The organism is Mesorhizobium sp. M1A.F.Ca.ET.072.01.1.1 (assembly GCF_004023325.1).
Taxonomy (GTDB): domain Bacteria; phylum Pseudomonadota; class Alphaproteobacteria; order Rhizobiales; family Rhizobiaceae; genus Mesorhizobium.
In genome coordinates this window covers 1-20715 of sequence record NZ_RZSF01000057.1, presented here as the reverse complement: position 1 = coordinate 20715, position 20715 = coordinate 1, and the positions used below count along the sequence as shown (strand labels likewise).

Genomic DNA, 20715 nt, shown 5'->3' with positions numbered 1-20715 from the left:
ATGCGGGTCATCCGCAAAACACGTGACCGACCAACAAGAGTTCGCATGATCACCTTACCACAACATACAGCCGCCGCGGAACAATCACTTGGCCCCTGATCGCCCGCCCCGGCACCACAACCGGAGTCATCGATGTTCTGACAGGCTGCCCAAGGATACCTGCTGCAACAGGGCTTGCCCTGGTGACGACCACTCCGGCTCCGCCGGTTACCGACGAGGGCAAAGTGACGGATTTCCTGCTTTTCAACGGCATGGAGGTGGCTGTCATTCCCGACCACCGCGCCGCTCGTCACCGATATGGTCTGGTGCAGGATCGGCAGCGCGGATGAGCCGCCGGGGATATCTGCATGTCTTCGAGCATCTGATGCTCAAGGCGCCTCATGACGAGCACGGCTCCGTCGCCTGGAGAGATTGAACCCAAAGGGAGATTCAGATGTCTGAAGCGAATCAGGAAAAGTTGGACGCATTCTTGGGGAAAATGGTCGGCGATCTCGGTGCGATCGCAACGGGCGCGGGAGTCCTGCTGGGGGACAGACTCGGCCTGTTTAAGGCATTGCGCGAAGGCGGCAAGATGACGGCCGCCGAACTTTCGACACGCACCGGCACCCAGGAACGCCTCGTAAGGGAATGGCTTTCCGGGCAGGCGGCGGCGGGTTACGTCGACTACGATGAAGCGAGCGACAAATTCTATCTCAACGCCGAGCAAGAGCTGGTGTTCGCTGATGAAGACAGCCCGGCCTTCATGGCAGGCGCATTCGAGTTCCTGTCCGCGCTGTGGCTCGATGAAGAAAAGGTGAGGCAGGCATTCCAGTCCGGCAAGGGCGTCGGGTGGCACGATCATAGCGCGTGTCTGTTTCGCGGTACGGAACGGTTCTTCCGTCCAGGCTACAATGCCAATCTGATCGACTCCTGGCTGCCGGCCTTGGAGGGCGTCGTCGAGAAGCTCGAACGCGGCGTGGACGTCGCGGATGTTGGATGCGGTCATGGTGCATCGACCGTGCTCATGGCACAGGCCTTCCCCAATTCGCGCTTCGTCGGCTTCGACTATCATGCCCCCTCGATTGAGCGCGCCCGCAAGGCGGCCGAGGTAGCCGGCGTCGGCGTTAACACGCGGTTCGACGTGGCGGCCGCCAAGAGCTATCCCGGAACGTATGACCTCGTCACATTCTTCGATTGCCTTCACGACATGGGCGACCCGACGGGCGCCGCCACCCATGTCCACGGATCGCTCAAGCCGGACGGCACGTGGATGATCGTCGAGCCGTTCGCGCATGATCATCTGGCGGCGAACCTCAATCCCGTCGGCCGCGTTTACTATGCCGCTTCCACTTTCGTGTGCACGCCCGCATCCGTGTCGCAGGAAGTCGGGCTCGCGCTTGGAGCCCAGGCCGGTGAGGCGAGGCTGCGCAAGGTTGTGACCGGCGGCGGCTTCAAGCGATTGCGTCGCGCCGCGGAGACACCGTTCAACATGGTGCTGGAGGCCCGCCCTTAGCGTGGCCGTCGCCAGAAATTGCAGCTCATCGCATTTGATTGAAGATCACCGCCAAAAATCCGGACGCATCGGGGACATTTTCAAGGCGCCTGGGTTCACGCAGAGGTCGCTGCCGAGTTGTGTGCCAAGAGTCCCATACGTTGCGGCTCAGAAAGGACCCGACGCACGGCTACGAACATGCCCATAGTGATGGCCGCTATAATCACATATGCCCACCATGGCGCGTTCACAAAGCTGGTAAGCCACGTCGCACCGAACGCGCTTACGACAAAAACGAGAGCCTCGATAAAATGACTGAGCCTGTACACATTCAGTCGTCTCATCCTCATACCACCCATCCAAAGACTGAGCTTGTTGCGCTACTGCGACAGAGCCTAACATATTGGAGAGCGCTCACTATTTCTATGCTAAACAGTCTCGCCTGAGTATATGTTTTGAGTCGCTAATTATGGAATTCTGCCAGTCTGCATTTCCCCTGATCTGATGTAGAGCAGCTTCTAAGTGGGAATTAGTCCCCCATCGACCGGATCGGGCGACACGAACATGCGCTGAAGGCTTGGCGGAACGGCTACTGGGACCATGATGCTACTCGAATGCAAGATCGTGTCAGAACGTCCCGGGAAGGCTGCAGGCAGGGGATGTCAGGTCAATCAGCCTATAGATATGATACCGCCCATTCGCTGAGACTTCACGATGGGCATAGGAGGTGGGAATTCGTGCCTTGAGATGGACGCGGCTGTCGGAGCAGGCGAGCACGGCAGCAGCGATGGCCTGAACCTTCGGGCCGCTGACAAAAACGTTCACCACCGCACGCGAGCCGAACCCGTCGAGATACGTCTCGAAAGCATCGAGGTGGGCCATCAGCCCGAAAGCCTGGATGTCGCGAACTTCGCCATCTTCGAGCCGGTGGGTTTCACGTACCTTGGCCACCTGTTGATCGAGCAAAGCATCGATATGCGCATTCTTCTCGCTTCTTGGGACGAGGAGCGAGATCCGTTCCGGACTGACGATATCGATCAATCCGTAGAATACGTCGGCATCTCCTCCGATCCCCACGAGCAGGACTTTCTCTTCGCCCATTCCTCCGCTGCCTTGAAGATGAGGGACGGTGACGTATCGGTCCAAGCCGCTGGAAAAATCCTCTTTGCCGATCGCGTTCCCGTAGATACCTTCGGCGTACCCGAATTCGAGAGACTGAATCGACATTTTCTTGAATGCCACCGCAATCAGCCATTGGATGTAGATTCGCGGCATCGTCGAGCACTCGACGAAAACCTTCCGCAGGCTTCCTTCGTATGAGCCACATGAAGCGGCCATCTGAGTGAGCAGGTGATCGAGGAGATTGATGTTCTTCTGATACTCGATGGAAGGCTCGAGGGTGATCGCAGTCACTTCGACGCCCCATCGGGTACCCATAGCGATGAGCTTTCGCCGGTTTTCTTCGACGGCTGGGACGTTCGCTTCCTTCAGAGCAAAGTCCAGAACCACGATTTTGCCGACCTTCAGGTCAAGATGGTTTTCGAACGCGGCGAAACGCGTTTCCCATCCAAGCGCGACGATCGCGATATCTGCCTCCATCGTTTCGCAGGTACCTGCATCTCTCGCCTTCTCAGTGACGGCCAGATGGCCGAAGACTCGATACTCGACAGTTGAAGCGGTCATTCGAGATCGCTCTCGAAAAGCGAGTGCTGGAATTCGGTCTTGAGTGCGGGCCGCGCGACGAGCTCCTTAAACACCGAGTCGGCCCAGTCTTCTGGGAGCCGATGCCTGGTAAAAAGCAGGTCGACCATCTGCGCCGCAGGGATTGTGTTGATTTCGTACGGGCCGCGATAGGAGAACCCGAAGTAAGGTGCAAATCGCCGATGCAATCTGATCAGCATCTCCTTCGATGCGGGGTCGGCGCGGTCCACCTCAAAGTTGCCGGCGGCGGAGACCTCCCGGATAAACCCATCCCTTTCCGCCCGACGCAGGACCTCGTCCAGTTTTCCGCTGGGTTGCTCCAGTCGGTTCACCAGCGAGCGCATTTCCTTTAGATCAACCCTGAAAATGCCTCTCTCTGTCGTTCCTAGAGCATTTTCTTCGGCAAACTCTGTCTGGAGGCGAGCGGTCAGGTAACCCAACGCCCGCACCATGCGCACGCTCTCTTCTTCGTACGGATGTGAAAGCGCCTGAAGTCCATCAAGCTTCCGTTGAGAGGCGGCGTTCACAGCCTGTCTCTGCTGTTCGAGATGAATCTGTAAATCCGAGTTGATGAATTCCACCAGTTTTCGTGGATCACTGGAACTCGGAACACTGCGGCGGAAGATCTCTCCCATTATATCAAGGAAATCGCGTATACAGACGTCGCTCAATGATGTGATGATCTGGTGCCCTACGTACGGGTAGTCATGCAGACGCAGCATCTGGCACGCTTTCAGAAAAGCCCATCCCTGTTTCCGGGCGATCGACCTCTTCAGATTTGAAGCATCCGCCTTGCTCATGGGCCGGCGCTTGATTTCCGGGTTCATGAGCGCGAGCGCCAGCCCTTCGGCATAAGGGCGCGCTTTTCGATCAAGAAGGAATTGCTGCTGATCCGCCGTCCTCAAATTCACGGAGAGGAATTCACGTGCTGCATCAGCGAGTGCCACAAGCTCTTCTCTGCCCTCGGAATGACCCGATATGATAACCCGCTCGATGATGTCATTGACGGAAAGCCGCCCCAGCCGGTTTTTGAGCGAAAACGCGCTGAGCGCATCGTTGCGCTTGAGATCACTCCGCAGATGGTCAGGAAGCGCATAGTAGAGCCGAAGCGACGACACGTTCTCGCACAGCGTGGCGAACTCCCTCGGATCGACTGAATCAAGATTCTCGACGTCCCGGTCAGCATTCGAGAGCGACTGGCCGGGTATGATCGTCCGGATCGTGTCGTAAAGGCCGCCGATGTAGGCGAGGACCCATTTCACATTGCCGCGCGTCTTCCTCACCAAGGTGTTCAGGAACTGCTGTTGGAGCGGTGTCAGTGCCTCACAGTCGTCAATCAGGATCTTGAAGAAGGGCGCCCTGTCACCGGCGAAAGATGGGCCATTTAAAAGTGGGGTGATCGCGGTCGCGACCTTGTTAATGATCGCGCCAGGGTCTGTCGCTCTGAAGCCGGTCGCTCCCTCATCGGCGGCAAAGAAGAACGCGTTGAAGCATTCGTCGACGTACCGGGTTATCCCACCCCGCAGCTCATCTATGCTGAAGAAGTCGAGACGGGCAGGTTGGGGTATGAAGTGCAGCACTTCGCGATGCAGTGCCAAGGCGACGTCCCTATCTTCAGAGGCCCGGTATTTCAAGTGGCTGTCGCGTCTGAGCTGGCTGATGCTCTCGAGCAGGCGTTCGACTATCTTCAGCTCCAGATAGTGAGAGAAGATTACGAATTGCCGCGGGATCACGGCGGCCGTGTCGAAGCGTATCCGCTCCGGAATGAGGTTCAGAACCGCGTTGTCGATTAGGGGCGAAAATGTCTCATTGAGCTGGAAGAAGACGCCATACCAGCCGAGCTTGCCGACTTGGTCCGCGAGACTTTTGTCTTCGAGGATATGAACTGTGGAAAGCGAGCGAAGAATACTGGTCTTGCCGCTGCCTCTCGTCCCTGCGACGAAGACCGGCTTGGCGGCGGCAGAAATCAAGGCCGACTTCTGACTGAACCACAGTATCGGGCGACTTTCGTACTCGATCCTGTTGGGGCCGAACGGATTCTCCATCTCTATTCGTCCCTTACCTTAATGCGCCAAGCCGAGTTTGCCTTCGTGAGGCCGTCTATCTCGACGAAGCGCGCCGCTTGGAGCATCAGAAGAGAGTCTTCCAAATCTAGCCCGAGCTCGGCGGAGGCGGCAATCTCAGTGATCTCGTCCCAGAAGAGTAACCCATTCCCGCGCCTGGTGGCATGGTCGCGCAGTCGGCGCATCAGGTCAAACGTGTCGTTGTTCAGAAAGGCCTTGCCGTTGGACATAGTCGAGATGAAGCAATGTTCGCCTTCCATGACCGTCCCGTCGGCGACATTGGTGCGGTAGGGTATAAGTCGGATGCCGACGAGCTCTCCCTGATCGGTCGTGAAGAAGACGAGCTCATTGAAACCTGACTGTATCTCTGGTGCTGAGATGCAGATCAATTTGCCGTCCGGAAACCTTGGATCGTTGACGATCTCGACCGGATCGGCATGTATGTGTCCATGCAGGTAGACGATAGGCTTGTTGCCCTGCAGCAGCTGAGTTCTGACAAATCCGCTGTTGAGCATCTCCGCGTATGGCGTAATGCGCGGAGTCTTTTGTGGCAGCAGATTGTGATGGCCGATCATGATGCCGTAACGCATGTCGGGCTGCTGGAGCAATTCCTGTAGGCCTGCAAGCATCTCACGCGAGATGTATGGCGTGTCCATCTGACCGTAATACTCGTCGTCGGACGCCTCCTTGTCTGGATCGCTGGGAGGTGTCGCGGGCGAATGTCCCGAGGTGTCCGGCGAGCCGAGATCTACAGGTTCTGTAGAAGGACCGAGTGCCTCGAGACGATCACGAAGGAACGCGGGAAGGTTCTGAAGCTCCCAACTGCCTATCGCTGTGTTGACGAGGATGAAGTTTGCGCCTGCGGATCCTGTCGGAAGTCTGAAGTGCACGGGTTGGTCCACGGGAACGGTCTGCCAACCCAAGCGGGCGGCTAAACTCGCCATTTCGCTGAATTTCTCAGTCGGTCCAAGTTCGCGCGCGTCATCACGGTTCACATCGTGATTTCCCGGTACGAATATCAACGGAAGCGCCTTTGAACTGCGCCCCTGTGCGCGGCAGAGCAACGTGAAATGCTGGAATGCCGAAGCAATGAAAGTCTTGTCGCCACGGCTCGTGAAATCCCCCATGAAGGCGATCGAATCCAAGGGCTTCGAAGTCGTCAGCCGCCGAAGCTTCGTCAAGACGGCACGCAGCGAAGACGCGCGTAGCTTCTGCGTTATTTTCGGAGCGAACTTGCTATCCTTGGCATCGATGTTGCTAGAGGAAGGATGCCAATCCGGATAGTGAATATCGCCTACTTGAAGGATTCGCACCCGTCGCATAACTCGCCCCCCCGCCGAGAGCCATAGACTAATCCGTTCGCTTTTGCCAAGCGCGAAACGATCATCCGACCGCATCGCCTGGAAAGCGCGTTTATCTTTTTGTTGGTAATGGAGAGGCACGACGCAATTGTGCCCCCGGTTGCTTGTCTGCCCACCAAATGGGCACTCAATCTGGGCGCATGGCTTATGATTTCTCGAGTTTGTCCCATAACGAGTTTGAGGATTTGGCCCGCGACCTCGTAGGTCGCGAGATCGACAAGCGTTTCGAGGCCTTTCCCGAGGGACCGGACGACGCGATGGATGGTCGACATGCCCTTGCCGGCGGCGACATTGTGCAGGCGAAGCACTACCAGCGGTCAGGCTTCTCGGCGCTGAAATCCAAGATGAAGAGCGAGCGCACAGCCATTGATGGCTTGGCGCCCTCGCGATACTTCCTCGTCACGTCGGCTTCGCCCGCGGCAGGCGGACACCGGCATGCGCAGCAGGATGAAGCCAGTGAGGGCCAGTAATACACGACAATAGTCATTAGGCTAGAGTACAGTCGCCTTGGGAGGCTGTTCGAATTCAATCCGGCGCTTTTCGGCATCCTTTTTTCGTTTGGTGGTGTCGATACGATATTGGTCAATTCCATCAAGATCGCTCTTCATATCGTTTGGTGTTGGAACTGGAATGGCCTTGGCGGACGCCATGTCATGTCCAGAACGCTCCGAAACTCGCTTCATGGCCCAATAGATTCGCTTGTGGTCTTCGTCCTCGACCACCACACCCTTCAGGCTCTGTGTCTTGACATCGCTGTTAAATCGCTCGACGACTTTACCGAGCAGGATTTCTTCAACGAGCCTCTCCCAGGTTTCCCGAAGATCGCTGTAGAAATCCTTCGCTGACCTTCGCCAAGCATCGGTGGTGAAATCAGTGGCGCCGTCGAAGCTCTTCAGGCGCGTCTTGAGAGTCTCGATGCGCTTCGTGACAGACTGTGCGATCCACGGCTCGTCAGTTTCGCTAATCAAGCCAAAACCGGCAGATTCGGACTTGTTGATGTAGTTTCGAACAAGGGGAATCGGCGGATTGGCCTGCGCAGCTGCGTCAACCACCTCGTTGAAGAACAGAAGATTATGGGTGAAAATAATAATCTGACGTCCTGTGGCCGCTTCTTTTACGAGCCTTGCCGCGACCCGCCTGATCCGAACATGGTCGAGAGATGACACGGGGTCGTCGATGATCATGCCTTGACGCGATGTGTCTCCTCCGACCTCGGCTAAGAAACAGGCCAGGGCAAGCGCGCGCTGCTCTCCTTCGCTTAAGACCTTGCTGTTTGAGATCGCTTTTGCCGCGTTGAGCCCGACCTCGAAATAGCTCTGCCCATCTTGACTACGATCATTAACTGCGAACGGGATGTGCGTTAACGCCAGAGTCTCAATCTCGGCGACGACGCGCTTTTCGAGATCCTGCATGACGAGGCTTCGTCGAAGCGACGTCATCTGCCGTGACACCGAGCCTGTTTCGACAGCATCGCAGCATGAGAGAAGCTTGCGCCGCTCTTCGAGATTCGCCAAGCGCGCGAGAACGATGGTGAGATCGTCGCCCAGTTTTTTCCGATCCTTGAGTGTATCGCGACGAGCTCGATCGGTAGCGCGGTTCCCGTCGTCGGCCGCTGCCTTGTCGTCCGTCAGCGCTTCGGCCTCTAGCGCCTCCGCCTCCGTTCGGAGTTTCGATGCAACTGGCGCCGCAAGTTGCGGGAACGCAGCGTACTCGGACAGCGCAGCCGCAACGACAATTGCATCACGCCTTTTACCTGCCTCGACATAATATGCCGAGATCAGGGCCACCATCGCCTTGCGTGCGGCGGACAGATCGCCAAACTCTCCGAGAGCCGCCTCAACCGCCTCCCCGGTCGCAATGGTGAGTCCTTTGATTTGGCGCAGGGCCTCTTCATGGGCAATAGATGCGACTTGCGCCGCCTTATTTGCGGCGCCCGTTACGAAGTCATTGAAGGATTGGATCCGCCCCGCGGCGTCCGCCGTCATCGGCTCCTGGCAGAGCATGCAACGATCGCCTTCCTGATCTGGCAAGTGCTGATGATCGATGCCAGTGACGCTCGCTAAATAGGCTCGTGCATGGTCGAACATATACCGCCAGGGAGAAAGCCCAACGCCGCTCAACGGCATAGTCGCGAACGCTCCTGAGGCGGCAAGTTGTGCAGCCTGCGCTGTAGAATCGGCTGTTGCATATAGATTGCGATAAATCTCGAGGGCCGCCGCTGAGAGAGCCGCGTCGATCTGTTCAGATGCAGTCAGCAGTTTTTCCAAGGCCGCCTTGGCACGCCGACGCTTTGTCGCCATCGTTGAAGGGTCGCTTGCCAGAGCCTGTTCGAGGCCAGCGAGATCAGCCATGTCCTGCTCTGAGAGGGCAGCGAGGTTTTTGATTTCGGCTGCGGAAGGCATCACGTCCTTTGACTTGATTTCGAGACGAGCCAGCAGCTTTACGACCGCGCCGGCAGCTGTGTACCCACTCGGCAATGGTGTCTTTAGGTTCTTTTCGATCGCTTTGATTTCTTCCCGGAAGTCGGCTTCGAGCTCGGTGCGGTGACGTCCATGGCTTTCGAGAAGCGCGATGGCTGCGGGCAGAAAACCGATACGGTTTTGCTTATCGACGTAGAGGCGAGCGTTCGCGGAGTCGAAAACGGAGATCCGTGCAATTGACGCGGGGGGCAGCGTTCCGTCCTTCCAGGTTATGGGGGTCGGTTCCGTAGCACCCTCTTCGAGAAACCGGACAAGCACTTCGGCTGGCGGTTTGGTGCCGATCTCGAACACGTTGCCAAGAAGATCATCCGCCGTCAGACTACGGCAAAGCTTCTTCGCGATCCGGCAATAGCCGCTCTTTCCGCTTCCATTGTCGCCGTAGATAATGGTGATGCCATCGGTGGCGAAACGCAGTTGCTGCTCTTCGGCGAGGCGGTTCAAATGCTTGACGGGGCCGAGTGAGCAAAGCACCGCGCGCGGCTCGTTCGAACTGTTGGCCCTCAAATGCTCCGCCGAGAGCGGAGAGCATTCGGGCAGATCAGCGGTAAATCCACCGACGTGGCGGACCCGAGCTGTTACACCGGCCTTATCCTCCTGCTCGAGGTTGAAGCCCGGCCGCGCGGCGTGTCTTCTTAAGGCATCCCTAATCCAGTCGGGCTGCTTATCCGCCCATTCCAAAAGTCCAACCTCGGCCATTCCTGCCCCCCGAATCTTACCATCATTATACTTATTGATTAGTCCAGATTCGATGAATTCGCTTGTCTGGACAAATTTTCCTCGCGATCGCACATAGAGTGCTGGAGATGTACCCAATAAATGACCTCCCCCCGCGCCGCTAGGTCAGCAAACAAATGCTTCAGCGATCAAACGTCTCCACAACGACATCAGCAATCAAAGGCATTGGACCGCGCGCACGAATTTAGGTAGCCGGCAACGCGTACGAGGAGATAGAGCTGGAAGTGCGTGCCTTTCGATAGTCTATGGGCGGAATTCGACCGCCTCACCGATAGGCCGATCGAGGTTCGCCGTCACTGTCGGGCTGGGTCCGAGTCCGCGATAGGCGCCACGACAGCGCTCGCGATAGGCGCGCAACGCTTGGTCCATGGCGCCCGGACCGCCACACATTTGCGGATGACGTCCTGCCCGTCTTGGGTTTCAGCAGCGTGCGCCGGCGCTCCGATTTCCGCGACTTTTGGATCCCCTCCAATCGTGACGACCGATTATCGCCTGTCTCCATTTCGACCGTTATCTGGGCGGTAACACTTTTAGAAATCTATGCTGCTGGACATAAGCGGCGACCATACCGAGAATTTACTTTCAAATTCTGGCGGCAAAGTTCTATCGTAAATGAAAATAGGGGATGGGGTATGGAAACGAGTTCGGAGACTGGCGATGCTGCCGGTATATCAGCCGCGCCCGTAATAGAAGTCGTGGCGGACATCGCCGCCAGCTTTACATATGCGTCCTTCCAAAATGCTATTCCGGTGATCCGGTCTATCGCGCTCAACAACCCGACCCAGCAGGGTTTCGAAAAATGCACTCTCGAGCTGACATCGAACCCCCCTTTTTTGCGCGCCAAAAGCTGGACAATTGATCGGATCGTTGCTGGCGACCGGCTTCCCTTAAGCGATCGAAAAATCGATCTCGACGCCGGCTATCTGGCCGGTCTCAACGAGGCTGAGCGCGGGGAGATAACGTTGCGCCTAACCTCAGGAGGCGCAGTGCTGGCCGAGCAGCGCGTTGCGGTGCGCCTGCTTGCCCGCGACGAATGGGGTGGCGTCGTCGATATGGCGCAATTGCTCGCCGCATTCGTCATGCCGAACGACCCGGCGATCGCAGGACTGCTGCGTTCCGCAGCGGAGCTGCTCGCAGCGCATGGTCATCCTTCCAGCCTCGATGGCTATCAAAGCGGCAATCCGCAACGCGCATTCATGCTGGCGGCCGCAATTTATTCGGCCATTGCTGGCCTATCGCTGCATTATGCAGAGCCACCTGCGAGCTTCGAAAGCCGCGGCCAAAAAATTCGACGTCCCTCAATTATTACGGCAGAAAAGCTGGCAACCTGTCTCGATACCAGTCTGTTATTCGCGTCCGCCCTGGAGGCGACGGGCTTGCATCCCGTCGTTTTGATGTTTCAGGGACACGCGGCCGTCGGCGTCTGGATGACACAAAGGACGCTCGCCAACGCCATTGAACCCGATGCCATGGAGGTCCGCAAGGCGCTGGCATCGCGCGAACTCATCGTGTTTGAGACGACAGGCGTGACGCATCGGCCGGCGATGACGTTGGAGGCTGCCCAACACGCAATCGAACAGCGGCTCGACGAAACGCAGGTAGCCACCTTTGTCGCAGCCATCGATATACGCCGCTCGCGCAGCGGCGGCATCACACCGCTTGCTTCGCACGAACCGACGCGCCGCAGCGTGGATGCAGAGGCGGCAACCGAAATCGCGTTGCCGTTGCCAGCCGCACCGGCCGTGGTAGCCCTGCCGGTCGAGATCGTCGAGGTAAAGCCGACGACAGCGGCCGGACGGATCGACCGCTGGCAGAAAAAGCTCCTCGATTTGACACTGCGGAACCGCCTGCTCAATTTTCCGGACTCCAAGAAGACAATTCCGTTTCTTTGTACTGACGTCGGCTACCTCGAGGACCGTCTGATGGCAGGCGCTTCGATCCGGCTGATTTCGCTCCCCGAACAGAATCCACTGGGCGAGCGGGATGCTGTCCTCTATCGCGAGGTGCACGGACGTGACCTCCAGCGTGGCTTTGCCGCGGAAGCGCTTCTGCGCGACGAGCTCCCGTCGACGCTCGATGGGCGTCAATTGGAATCCCGGCTGATCGATCTTTACCGGCAAGTGCGCAACGATTTTGCCGAGGGCGGCGCGAATACGCTCTTCCTGGCGGTCGGCTTCCTGCGCTGGAAGAAGAAGGCCGAGGACGAGCGCAGCTATCGCGCGCCATTGCTGCTCGTACCGGTCAAAATCGAGCGCCGCAGCGCAACATCGCATTTTACCTTGCGCTTCCATGAAGATGAACCGCGATTCAACGCAACCTTGTTGCAGTTTCTCGAACGCGACTTCGAGCTCAAACTGCCACAGTTTTCCGGTGAGCTGCCCGAGGACGAAAGCGGCGTTGATGTGCCGAGGCTGCTCGGTCTTATGCGCCAGGCAGTGCGCGACGTCCCCGGCATGGAGGTGGTGGACGAGACGGCGCTGTCGACCTTTTCCTTCGCCAAGTTTCTCATGTGGAAGGATCTGGTCGAGCGTACCGATGCGCTGCGCGAAAACCGTGTCGTGCGCCATCTGATCGACACGCCGGAGATAGCTTTCGAGGGCAATGGCGCATCATTCCGCGACGAGCGCGAACTCGACCGGCACTATGCCCCGTCCGACATGGTTTTGCTGCTGCCGGCCGACTCCTCACAGACCGCCGCAAGTCTTGCCGCCGCTGAGGGTCGCGATTTTGTCATCATCGGTCCTCCCGGCACTGGCAAGAGCCAGACCATTGCCAACATGATTGCCAACTGTCTTTCAGTTGGCAAAACCGTGCTGTTTGTGGCCGAGAAGACGGCGGCGCTCGATGTGGTGTATCGCCGCCTGCGCGAACATGGCCTGGGCGCGCATTGTCTCGAACTCCATTCCAGCAAGGCGGACCGACGCAACTTTCTCACCCAGCTCAGGATCAGCTGGGAAAGCGGCGTGCGCGTGGACGCAGCGGAGTGGATTGCGATCAACGAGCGGCTTCGCGTCCGTCGCGACGAACTGAATGCCTATGTCGAAGCGCTGCATCGGCACCATGTCAATGGTCTGACGCCTTATCTGGCGCTCGGCATCGCTCTCAAGAACAAGCGGCAGCACGCTCCGAGATTGTCCTGGCCATCGCGCGATTCCCATGACGAGGCAAACCGGCTGGCGCTGGAGCATATTGCCGCCGAAACAGGTCTCGCATTTCAGTCGGTGGAGATGCGGTCGGTCTTGCGTCTTATAGATGTCACCGAGTGGACGTCAGGCTGGCAGGACAATTTGCTCGAAGGGGCAAAGACCCTCAAGAATGCGTCCGAGGTTCTAGCGACCGCACTCGACGCCTTCCTGGTGAGCATCGGCCTGCGCGCCAAAGGCGACGCGTCAAAAGCGGAGCTCGAAGCGCTGCGAAAACTAGCAGCGGCACTCCAGGACAGTGCCGGCTATGACGTCAGCATTGTCTTTGATCGAGATTTCGCCCAGTTGCGGGGAGCCCTCGCCACTCTCAATGAGGCAATCGGAGACTATCGCAAGTCTCGCAAGGACCTGTCGGCCCGCTATGACGAGGCTGCCGTTGCGCGCATACGGGTGGAGGACATAGAGCAGCAATGGCAGCAGGCCGCTTCTGCATTCTGGCCAAACAGTCAGTTGGGCAAACGCAAAGTCCAGAAGCTGCTTCAAGGCTATGTCACAGAGGGGGTAGCCGATCCTCAGCACGACTTGCTGCTGTTGCGCCTGATGCAGGACCGCCGGGCCACTGTCGAAGCCAACATCCTATCTGGGAAGCCGATCGGATTTGCCGCACTTGATACCGACACCCACCGTATCGATCAGATACTCTCGATGGCCGAAAGGCTTCGACAGACGCTACGCCTGCCCGGCCTCGGCACGGAGGATTTCAAAGCGCTCCTGCAAGCAACCGCCCCGAGCCTGCGAAGCGGTGCAGCAGATAGCACGATGCGCTATGGGGCAGCCCGCTTCCTTGCGGCTTCTGCAGCATTCGAGGCTGCCAAGACCCAATTTGCGATCCCTGCTGGAAAGACGCCTTCTTGGGCAGAACATGATAACCCGCTGACCGAATTGACGACTGCGATGGGAGACTTGCTCGACGCCCGTCATCTTCTCCGGGACTGGACTTCGTGGTGCGGCATTCGTCGCAGGGCTGTCAGTCACAATCTGGGAGCGTTGGTCGACGATATCGAGGCGGGTCTAGTGCGACCAGCTGAAGCTCAATCCGCGTTCCGCCTGGCCTATGTACGCTGGTGGCTGCCGGCCACGCTGGATGCCGATCCGGTGCTGCGGAATTTCCGTCGCTTCCAGCACGAGCACGCCATCGAAGATTTCCGGGAAATCGACGATCTTGTCCGCGCTCAAGCAAGCCTTCGCGTCATCAGTGCCATCGCTCATGGTTTGCCGGCTGTGCAAGGCGTCCCGCGCAATTCCGAGTTGGGCCTGTTGCGCCATCAGATGGAATTGCAGCGGCCCAGCCGGTCAATCCGCGAGATGATTGGCGCGATGCCGACGAGCTTTGCCAAGCTCGCGCCGTGCATGCTGATGTCCCCTCTTTCAATCGCTCAATATCTACCGCCCGACCAAGCCCTGTTCGACGTGGTGATTTTCGACGAAGCATCGCAGATCACCACCTGGGACGCCGTCGGTGCCATCGCGCGAGCCCATCAAACCATAATCGTAGGCGATCCCAAGCAGTTGCCGCCCACCAATTTCTTTGGCCGCAACGAGGAGGACGAGGAAGTCGTCGAACACGAAAAGGATCTTGAGAGCATTCTCGACGAAGCCAAAGCGGCCGGCATCCCGGTACGTGACCTGCGCTGGCATTATCGTAGCCGCAATGAGTCGCTGATCGCCTTTTCCAACCATCACTACTATCAGAACCGGCTCATCACATTCCCTTCGCCAACGGTGGAAGATCGGGCAGTTCAGCTGCGAAAAATCACGACCGGCATCTATGACCGTGGCAAAAGCCGCACCAATCGAATCGAAGCCCAAGCGGTAACCGACGAGGCGGTCAGCAGGATGCGGCGTTGGCTGGCCCTACCGGAAAAGGACCGACCCACGCTCGGAGTCATCACTTTCAACGCGCAACAGCAGTCGCTCATCCTCGACCTTTTCGACAAGGCACGCCAGACAGAGCCGGAGCTTGAATGGTTCTTTGCCGACGAGCGTATTGAGCCCGCCATCGTCAAGAATCTGGAAAATGTCCAAGGGGACGAGCGTGACATAATCCTGTTTTCGATCACCTTTTCGCAAGATAATGCCGGCAAGCGCAGCATGGATTTCGGCGCGCTGAATCGGGACGGCGGCGAACGCCGGCTGAATGTCGCGGTGACGCGTGCGCGGCAGGAACTGATCGTATTTTCAGGTTTTGCCGCCGACCAGATCGACCCCAACCGAACCAAAGCGATCGGCGTACAGCATCTCAAAGCCTTTCTCGATTTTGCCGAACGCGGCGCTGTGGCATTGCCAGCGCAGGAACGCGGATCGGTCGGAGCCCTGGAATCCCCTTTCGAGGAGGCCGTCGCTGCCGAGCTTGAGAAGCGCGGATGGACCATCGTTCCTCAAGTCGGCATTTCGGGCTTTCGAGTGGATATAGGGATCCGGCATCCCGATCTCGCCGGCGCCTATCTGGCTGGGGTCGAATGCGACGGCGCGACCTATCACAGTTCTGCCACGGCGCGAGATCGAGACAAGGTCCGCGAGCAGGTCCTGCGCGGCCTCGGGTGGAACATTGTCCGGGTATGGTCAACCGATTGGTGGTTTGATCTCGAAGGTTGCACCGAGAGGCTTCATGCCAGCCTGGCCGCGCTGCTCGAGGAAAGCCGTCGCAAACAGGCTGAACAACAGGAAAGTGAAGCCGCGATCCATTGGGACATGGGACATAAGGTCGACCCCATGGACCCATTGCCAGCCGAAGACCTAGCATCGGCCGGCGAACCGGAACATCCGTCGATAAAATCAGAGCCAGAACTTGTCGCCGCTCCCCTCGCGACGGGAGAGCGCCCATCGGCATCTGCAGGAATTTTGCCTGCGGCCGCGCATTCGACGCATGATACCGTACCGACGGGCGGCCGTTATCGCCTGACTGATCTAACCGGATTTTCCACCAGCCCGGATCAGTTTTATGACTTCGTCTACCGAGGCACGCTGCGGTCCATGGTCGACGCGGTGATCGAGCAGGAAGGACCTCTGCGAGATGACGTCCTTGCGCAGCGCATCGCACGGGCGCATGGCTGGCTCAGAACGGGCAACAAGATTCGGGAGCGGATCGACCTGCATCTGCGCGAGTTCGATAGAACTGAAGAATCCAGCGGCAGCTTCCTATGGAAGAGAGGGACGGTGGTCGACCTGCTTGATTATCGCATGCCGTTCGATGCCGATGCCCGCCGGTCCATTGCCGACATTCCAATCGCCGAGCTGGCCGCTGTCGTCGTTGCGAACGAGGACATTCTGGAACAGTCCGACCCCGCTCTCGACCTTGCACGTCTGCTCGGTGTCGAGCGACTTGCGGCGATTTCACGCTCCCGGCTGGATGAAGCCATCGATCGCGCCCAGCGCAACCTGGCATCGACATAGTCTCGGAGACTCCATGTTTCGATTCATCCACAGCTCCGATCTTCATATCGGCAAGCGGTTCGGCAACATGCCAGAGGATCTGCGCGGGCGGCTCCGTGAAGCGCGCCATGGCGCGATCAGCCGGCTGGCAGAGCAGGCACGCGTCCATGGTGCATCCACCATACTTCTGGCCGGCGATACGTTCGATACCGAAACGCCCACTCCAGCGATGTTGCGGCAGGCCATGGCCGAGATGAGCCAGAGCGCGCCTCTGCGCTGGATATTGCTGCCTGGCAACCATGATTCCCTGTTGGCTGATCAATTGTGGAGTGCAGCGGACAGCGTTGTGCCGGACAATGTCCTGCTGGCGACGCGGCCCGAAACCCTGACCATTGGCGCGGACGTGGCGCTGCTGCCTGCACCTTGCACCACCCGCAGACCCGGTCGCGACCTTACCGAGTGGATGAACAGCGCCGCGACGCCGCAAGGCGCCATCCGGCTCGGCCTTGCTCATGGCGCTATTCAGAACTTTTCCGAAGATTCAGCAGCGTCCGATGTCATTGCACCAGATCGCGCGACTAAGGCCGGCCTCGATTATCTGGCACTTGGCGACTGGCACGGACCCGTCACCATCAATGAGCGCAGCCGTTATAGCGGTGCGCCCGAACCTGACCGTTTCAAGCATGATACACCCGGTCAGGCCCTTGTCGTTTCCATTGCCGGGCCTGGCGCCGTGCCCGAGATCGTGGCCGTTGAAACAGCTAGCTTTTCCTGGAAAACCGCTCCCCTGCATCTGCTGTCTGGCGACGACAGCGCCGCGGCATTTGAAGCGTTGCTTCCACCGGCTCATCTGCGGCGTCAGACTTTGCTGCGAATTGCCGCGTCTGGCCGGGTGCGGTTAAGTGGGCGAACGATCCTTCAAGCGGCGATCGCGGTAGCCGCGCCCGACTTCGCCTATCTGGAACTGGACGGGGACGGGCTCGCGACCGACTGCGAAAGTGGCGATTTGGATCGGATCGACCGCTCTGGTGCCCTTCGCGAGGCAGCGCAGGCACTGTTGGATGAAAGCAGCGACGAAACCCGGTCGGCTGTCGAACGCGACATATCGCGAGAAGCACTGGTTCGGTTGTTCAGCTATTGCGAGGCGATGGGATCATGAAACTTACGGCCCTTCGGCTCCACAACGTCAAACGGTTCGCCGGGCAAGGCGTCGCCATCGAAAACATCGGCGACGGCGTCAACGTGCTTTGCGCGGTCAATGAGTTCGGCAAATCAACCTTCTTCGAAGCGCTGCACGCACTCTTTTTCCAGCCTCACACGGGCACACCCGAAGGCGTGCGACTGTTGCGGCCTTACAGTGGGGGCAATCCGGTGGTGGAGGCCGACATCACCACTTCAGAAGGACGCTATCGACTTGCCAAGCAGTTTTATGGCGGCAGGCTGGCCAGCGTTATTGACCTCGACGGCGGGCGACTGTTGGCTCAAGCCGATGAGGCCGAAGCCTTTATCGGCAAACTAATCCATGGCGGAAGCGCAGGACCGGCAGGATTGCTCTGGGTTCGCCAAGGGGTCACCGGCATCGAAAGGCGCAGCAAAAGCGAGGAGGACGGCGAAAAACGCGTGCGCGAAAGCCTACTGTCCTCGGTTCAGGGGGAAGTTGAAGCCCTGACCGGCGGGCGACGCATGGCCGAAATCGCCGCGGCATGTGAAGAAGAACTCTATAGCCTGGTTACGTCAACGCTGCGTCCCAAGAGCGGCGGTCTCTATGCGGCAGCGCTCGACGAGCGTGACAAGCTGGTGAAAGACGAGCAGCGTCTCAGCGCCGAAGTCACCGGTCTGCGCGATTCGCTCGACAAGCGGCGCATGGCGTTGGCGCGTCTGTCTGAGCTTGAAAACCCCGAAGAAGGCGCCACTCGGCGGGAAGCCATCTCGGCCGCGGAAGCCGCAGTCGAGGCCGCCAAATCGCACAGCGAAGCCTTGAAAGCCGCCGAGGCGGAAGCTGCCCTTGCCGCAATTCACCACGACGCGGCGCAGCAGGCCCTCGATAGTTTTCGGACCGCGCTCAAACGAGCCACGGATTTGCGCCAGCAGTCGACGATTGCGCAGCTTCGCCGCAGTGAGGTTCTCGATCGGCGCGCTTCTGCCATTGCCGAAAACGAACAAGCGATGGGCGAAGTTCAAGCAGCCGAACTGGAAGAGCGCGAAGCACGCGAATTGCTCGCGCGGCTGGATGCGACTCTTTTGGCGCGTGACGCTGCCGAACAACTGGCCGGCTCGGACAACCGGTTGAAACAAGCCGAAGTCGCCAGAACCCAGATCGAAGATGGAGAGGCAGCACTGGCGATGCTGGCGGTGCCGGAACAAGCTGTCGAGCAACTCCAGGCGCTCGAAATCGAGATCGCCAGCCTTCGTGCAGCTCACCTGGCAACCCTGCCGACGCTATGCATGGAATACCGGGACGGCGCCGCCGATTTGGTGACCATCGATGCCAAGCCCTTGCCCCATGCAGAAGACCAAAGCTTTGCTGGCACCGTACGCCTGGATATTGCCGGCATCGGAGCCTTGACCCTGCGATCGAATCGGCCGCAGCAGGCCGACCGGACCATCGAAGACGCCGAAGCGAAGCACCGCAGCCTGCTTGCGTCCCTCGGTGTCGATAGCCTCAGGACGGCACGCCAGCGCCTAGTGGAAGCGCGCGACAAAGCTACCGAACTGGGCTTGGCGCGTCAGCGACTTGCCGATCTCGCGCCCAAGGGGATACAGCAATTACACGAGGAGCTTGCTCGTCTGAGTGCCCTCGGGGCCGGGGACCTCGAACTCAAAGTCGATCCAGAACAGATCCGGCAACATCATGCCGCAGCCGAGCAGCGTGTGGCGACAACACGCAACAGCGTGCGCGAGGCCTTGCCTTTGCGCAGCCATGCCGACGAGGCTGTCATGGCTGCGGAGACGGCTTATGTCACCATCCAGGCGGAACTGACCAGCCTCGAGGTCATATTGGGACCCGATGCAGCGCGCGAGGAAAAGGGGCGCTTGCTGCTCACCGAGGCCACCGCACGACAAAAGCTGCGCGAAGCGGCCGAAATGCGCGCTGCTCCCCTGCGCGACGGCGCTCGCGATCTCACCAGCGCTGAAGCCGTTCTGCGCCGCGCCCGTTCGGTTCAGGATGCCGCCACACAGGAAGCAAGTCAGTTGCGTGTAACCCTGGCCGATCTCAATGGCCATATTCGCACTCGGTCCGACGACGCGGTGGAAGAAGCTTTGCGCGAGGCCACAGAAAAATTGGAAATCGCTGGAGAGCGAGCGAGACGCTTCGAATTCGAAAAAGCCGTCCTCGACCGGCTGCGCACGACGCTGGTCGCTGCGCGCTCGACGGCACGCGATCTTTATCTGAAGCCGGTCATGTCCGAGCTGCGACCGCTGCTTGGATTGCTATTCGATGACATCTCCATAGTGTTCGACGAGAACACACTGTTGCCACAGACCGTTCGCCGCAATGGTCAGGATGAGGATGTCGATAGGTTGAGTGGCGGCATGCGAGAACAGCTTTCGGTTCTGACACGTCTGGCCTTCGCCCGTTTGCTTGCCCGCGACGGCCGACCCACACCGGTTATCCTGGATGACGCTTTGGTTTATTCCGATGACGACCGCATCGAGCGCATGTTCGACGCTTTGCATCGTCAATCACACGATCAGCAGATTCTCGTTTTCTCCTGCCGCCAACGCGCGTTTGCAAAACTCGGCGGTAACATTTTGCAGATGAGCGACTGGCAACCGGGTCGGTCATAAGCGGAGATCGCGCAGCCTCAGCTAGGGCGACGGCAGATCGTATCGTGTTACGATTGCAATGCCGTTTTCGATCTCGATTTCGATAACTTCATTAATCAGGAATTCCTCTGGGCCAAGATCCTCGAGGAGAGCATCGAAGAGCTCTCTCTGTTTTTCAGGCCCGACCTGAGGGACGACGATAATCAGGCCGGCGTGAACCGGTTCTTTGGCATAGAGCTTCCTGAAGTCCTTAGCATTGTTGGTGACGAAGGTGAAATCCTCATCGATAATGAGCGGCATGAGGTCCCAGTCGGTTTCGCCGCTTAGCCCAAGCCAGTTGACGTGGTTTGCTTCATGTCCGCGTTCTTGGGCTACCGCAACCAGAGACGTGTGCAGGCACTCATCGATCAGAAACCTCACGAGGTCACACGCGTCTCGACCTGGCCGACGGACCTGGGTCGCCCTTCAAAACCACGCGCTTCGACGACTTTATTTTCACGCCCTGCTCGACCAGCTTCTTAGGCCGCCCACGAACCGGGTGCGCGGCGACCCACATTCTGG

10 protein-coding genes and 1 pseudogene are annotated in these 20715 nt (G+C 58.7%); 6 read left to right on the top strand and 5 right to left on the bottom strand.

Annotated features, from left to right (window positions below; all coding sequences use genetic code 11):
• Positions 1–155: 155 nt before the first annotated feature.
• A pseudogene (locus EOA32_RS11225) lies at positions 156–376 on the top strand (insulinase family protein); the annotation flags it as partial.
• Positions 377–433: 57 nt separating this feature from the next.
• Positions 434–1492 (top strand): class I SAM-dependent methyltransferase, encoded by a 1059-nt coding sequence (locus tag EOA32_RS11220; RefSeq protein WP_024504268.1) that lies wholly within the window; start codon positions 434–436, stop codon positions 1490–1492.
• A gap of 606 nt (positions 1493–2098) precedes the next feature.
• Here EOA32_RS11220 and EOA32_RS11215 read toward each other — a convergent pair.
• From EOA32_RS11215 to EOA32_RS11205, 3 genes are read right to left on the bottom strand one after another with little or no spacing between them, the layout of a single operon-like run.
• On the bottom strand, positions 2099–3154 hold the full coding sequence (locus EOA32_RS11215) for a hypothetical protein (protein WP_126057630.1): 1056 nt from the start codon (positions 3152–3154) through the stop codon (positions 2099–2101).
• Positions 3151–5217 (bottom strand): hypothetical protein, encoded by a 2067-nt coding sequence (locus tag EOA32_RS11210; RefSeq protein ID WP_126057629.1) that lies wholly within the window; start codon positions 5215–5217, stop codon positions 3151–3153. The genes EOA32_RS11215 and EOA32_RS11210 overlap by 4 nt, the downstream gene beginning before the upstream one ends.
• 2 nt (positions 5218–5219) lie before the next feature.
• Positions 5220–6677 carry a metallophosphoesterase gene (locus EOA32_RS11205; RefSeq protein ID WP_126057628.1) on the bottom strand — a complete coding sequence of 486 codons (1458 nt, stop codon included), beginning with the start codon at positions 6675–6677 and terminating at the stop codon, positions 5220–5222.
• A 104-nt stretch (positions 6678–6781) separates the two neighbouring features.
• On the opposite strand from EOA32_RS11205, the gene EOA32_RS11200 reads away from it, so the two are divergent.
• Entirely contained in the window at positions 6782–7066 is a 285-nt protein-coding gene (locus EOA32_RS11200; RefSeq protein WP_185928960.1) for a hypothetical protein, read from the top strand.
• Positions 7067–7087: 21 nt separating this feature from the next.
• Here the strand turns inward: EOA32_RS11200 and EOA32_RS11195 are convergent, their stop codons facing one another.
• Positions 7088–9772: an AAA family ATPase gene (locus tag EOA32_RS11195; RefSeq protein WP_126063811.1), complete on the bottom strand. Its 2685-nt coding sequence runs from the start codon at positions 9770–9772 to the stop codon at positions 7088–7090.
• A gap of 671 nt (positions 9773–10443) precedes the next feature.
• Here EOA32_RS11195 and EOA32_RS11190 point away from each other — a divergent pair.
• From EOA32_RS11190 to EOA32_RS11180, 3 genes are read left to right on the top strand one after another with little or no spacing between them, the layout of a single operon-like run.
• Positions 10444–16407 (top strand): DUF3320 domain-containing protein, encoded by a 5964-nt coding sequence (locus tag EOA32_RS11190; protein ID WP_126057627.1) that lies wholly within the window; start codon positions 10444–10446, stop codon positions 16405–16407.
• A 13-nt stretch (positions 16408–16420) separates the two neighbouring features.
• Entirely contained in the window at positions 16421–17545 is a 1125-nt protein-coding gene (locus tag EOA32_RS11185) for a DNA repair exonuclease (protein ID WP_126057626.1), read from the top strand.
• Positions 17542–20175 (top strand): ATP-binding protein, encoded by a 2634-nt coding sequence (locus tag EOA32_RS11180; RefSeq protein WP_126063810.1) that lies wholly within the window; start codon positions 17542–17544, stop codon positions 20173–20175. The genes EOA32_RS11185 and EOA32_RS11180 overlap by 4 nt, the downstream gene beginning before the upstream one ends.
• A gap of 21 nt (positions 20176–20196) precedes the next feature.
• Here the strand turns inward: EOA32_RS11180 and EOA32_RS11175 are convergent, their stop codons facing one another.
• Entirely contained in the window at positions 20197–20574 is a 378-nt protein-coding gene (locus tag EOA32_RS11175) for a DUF5615 family PIN-like protein (protein WP_126057625.1), read from the bottom strand.
• Positions 20575–20715: the final 141 nt, after the last annotated feature.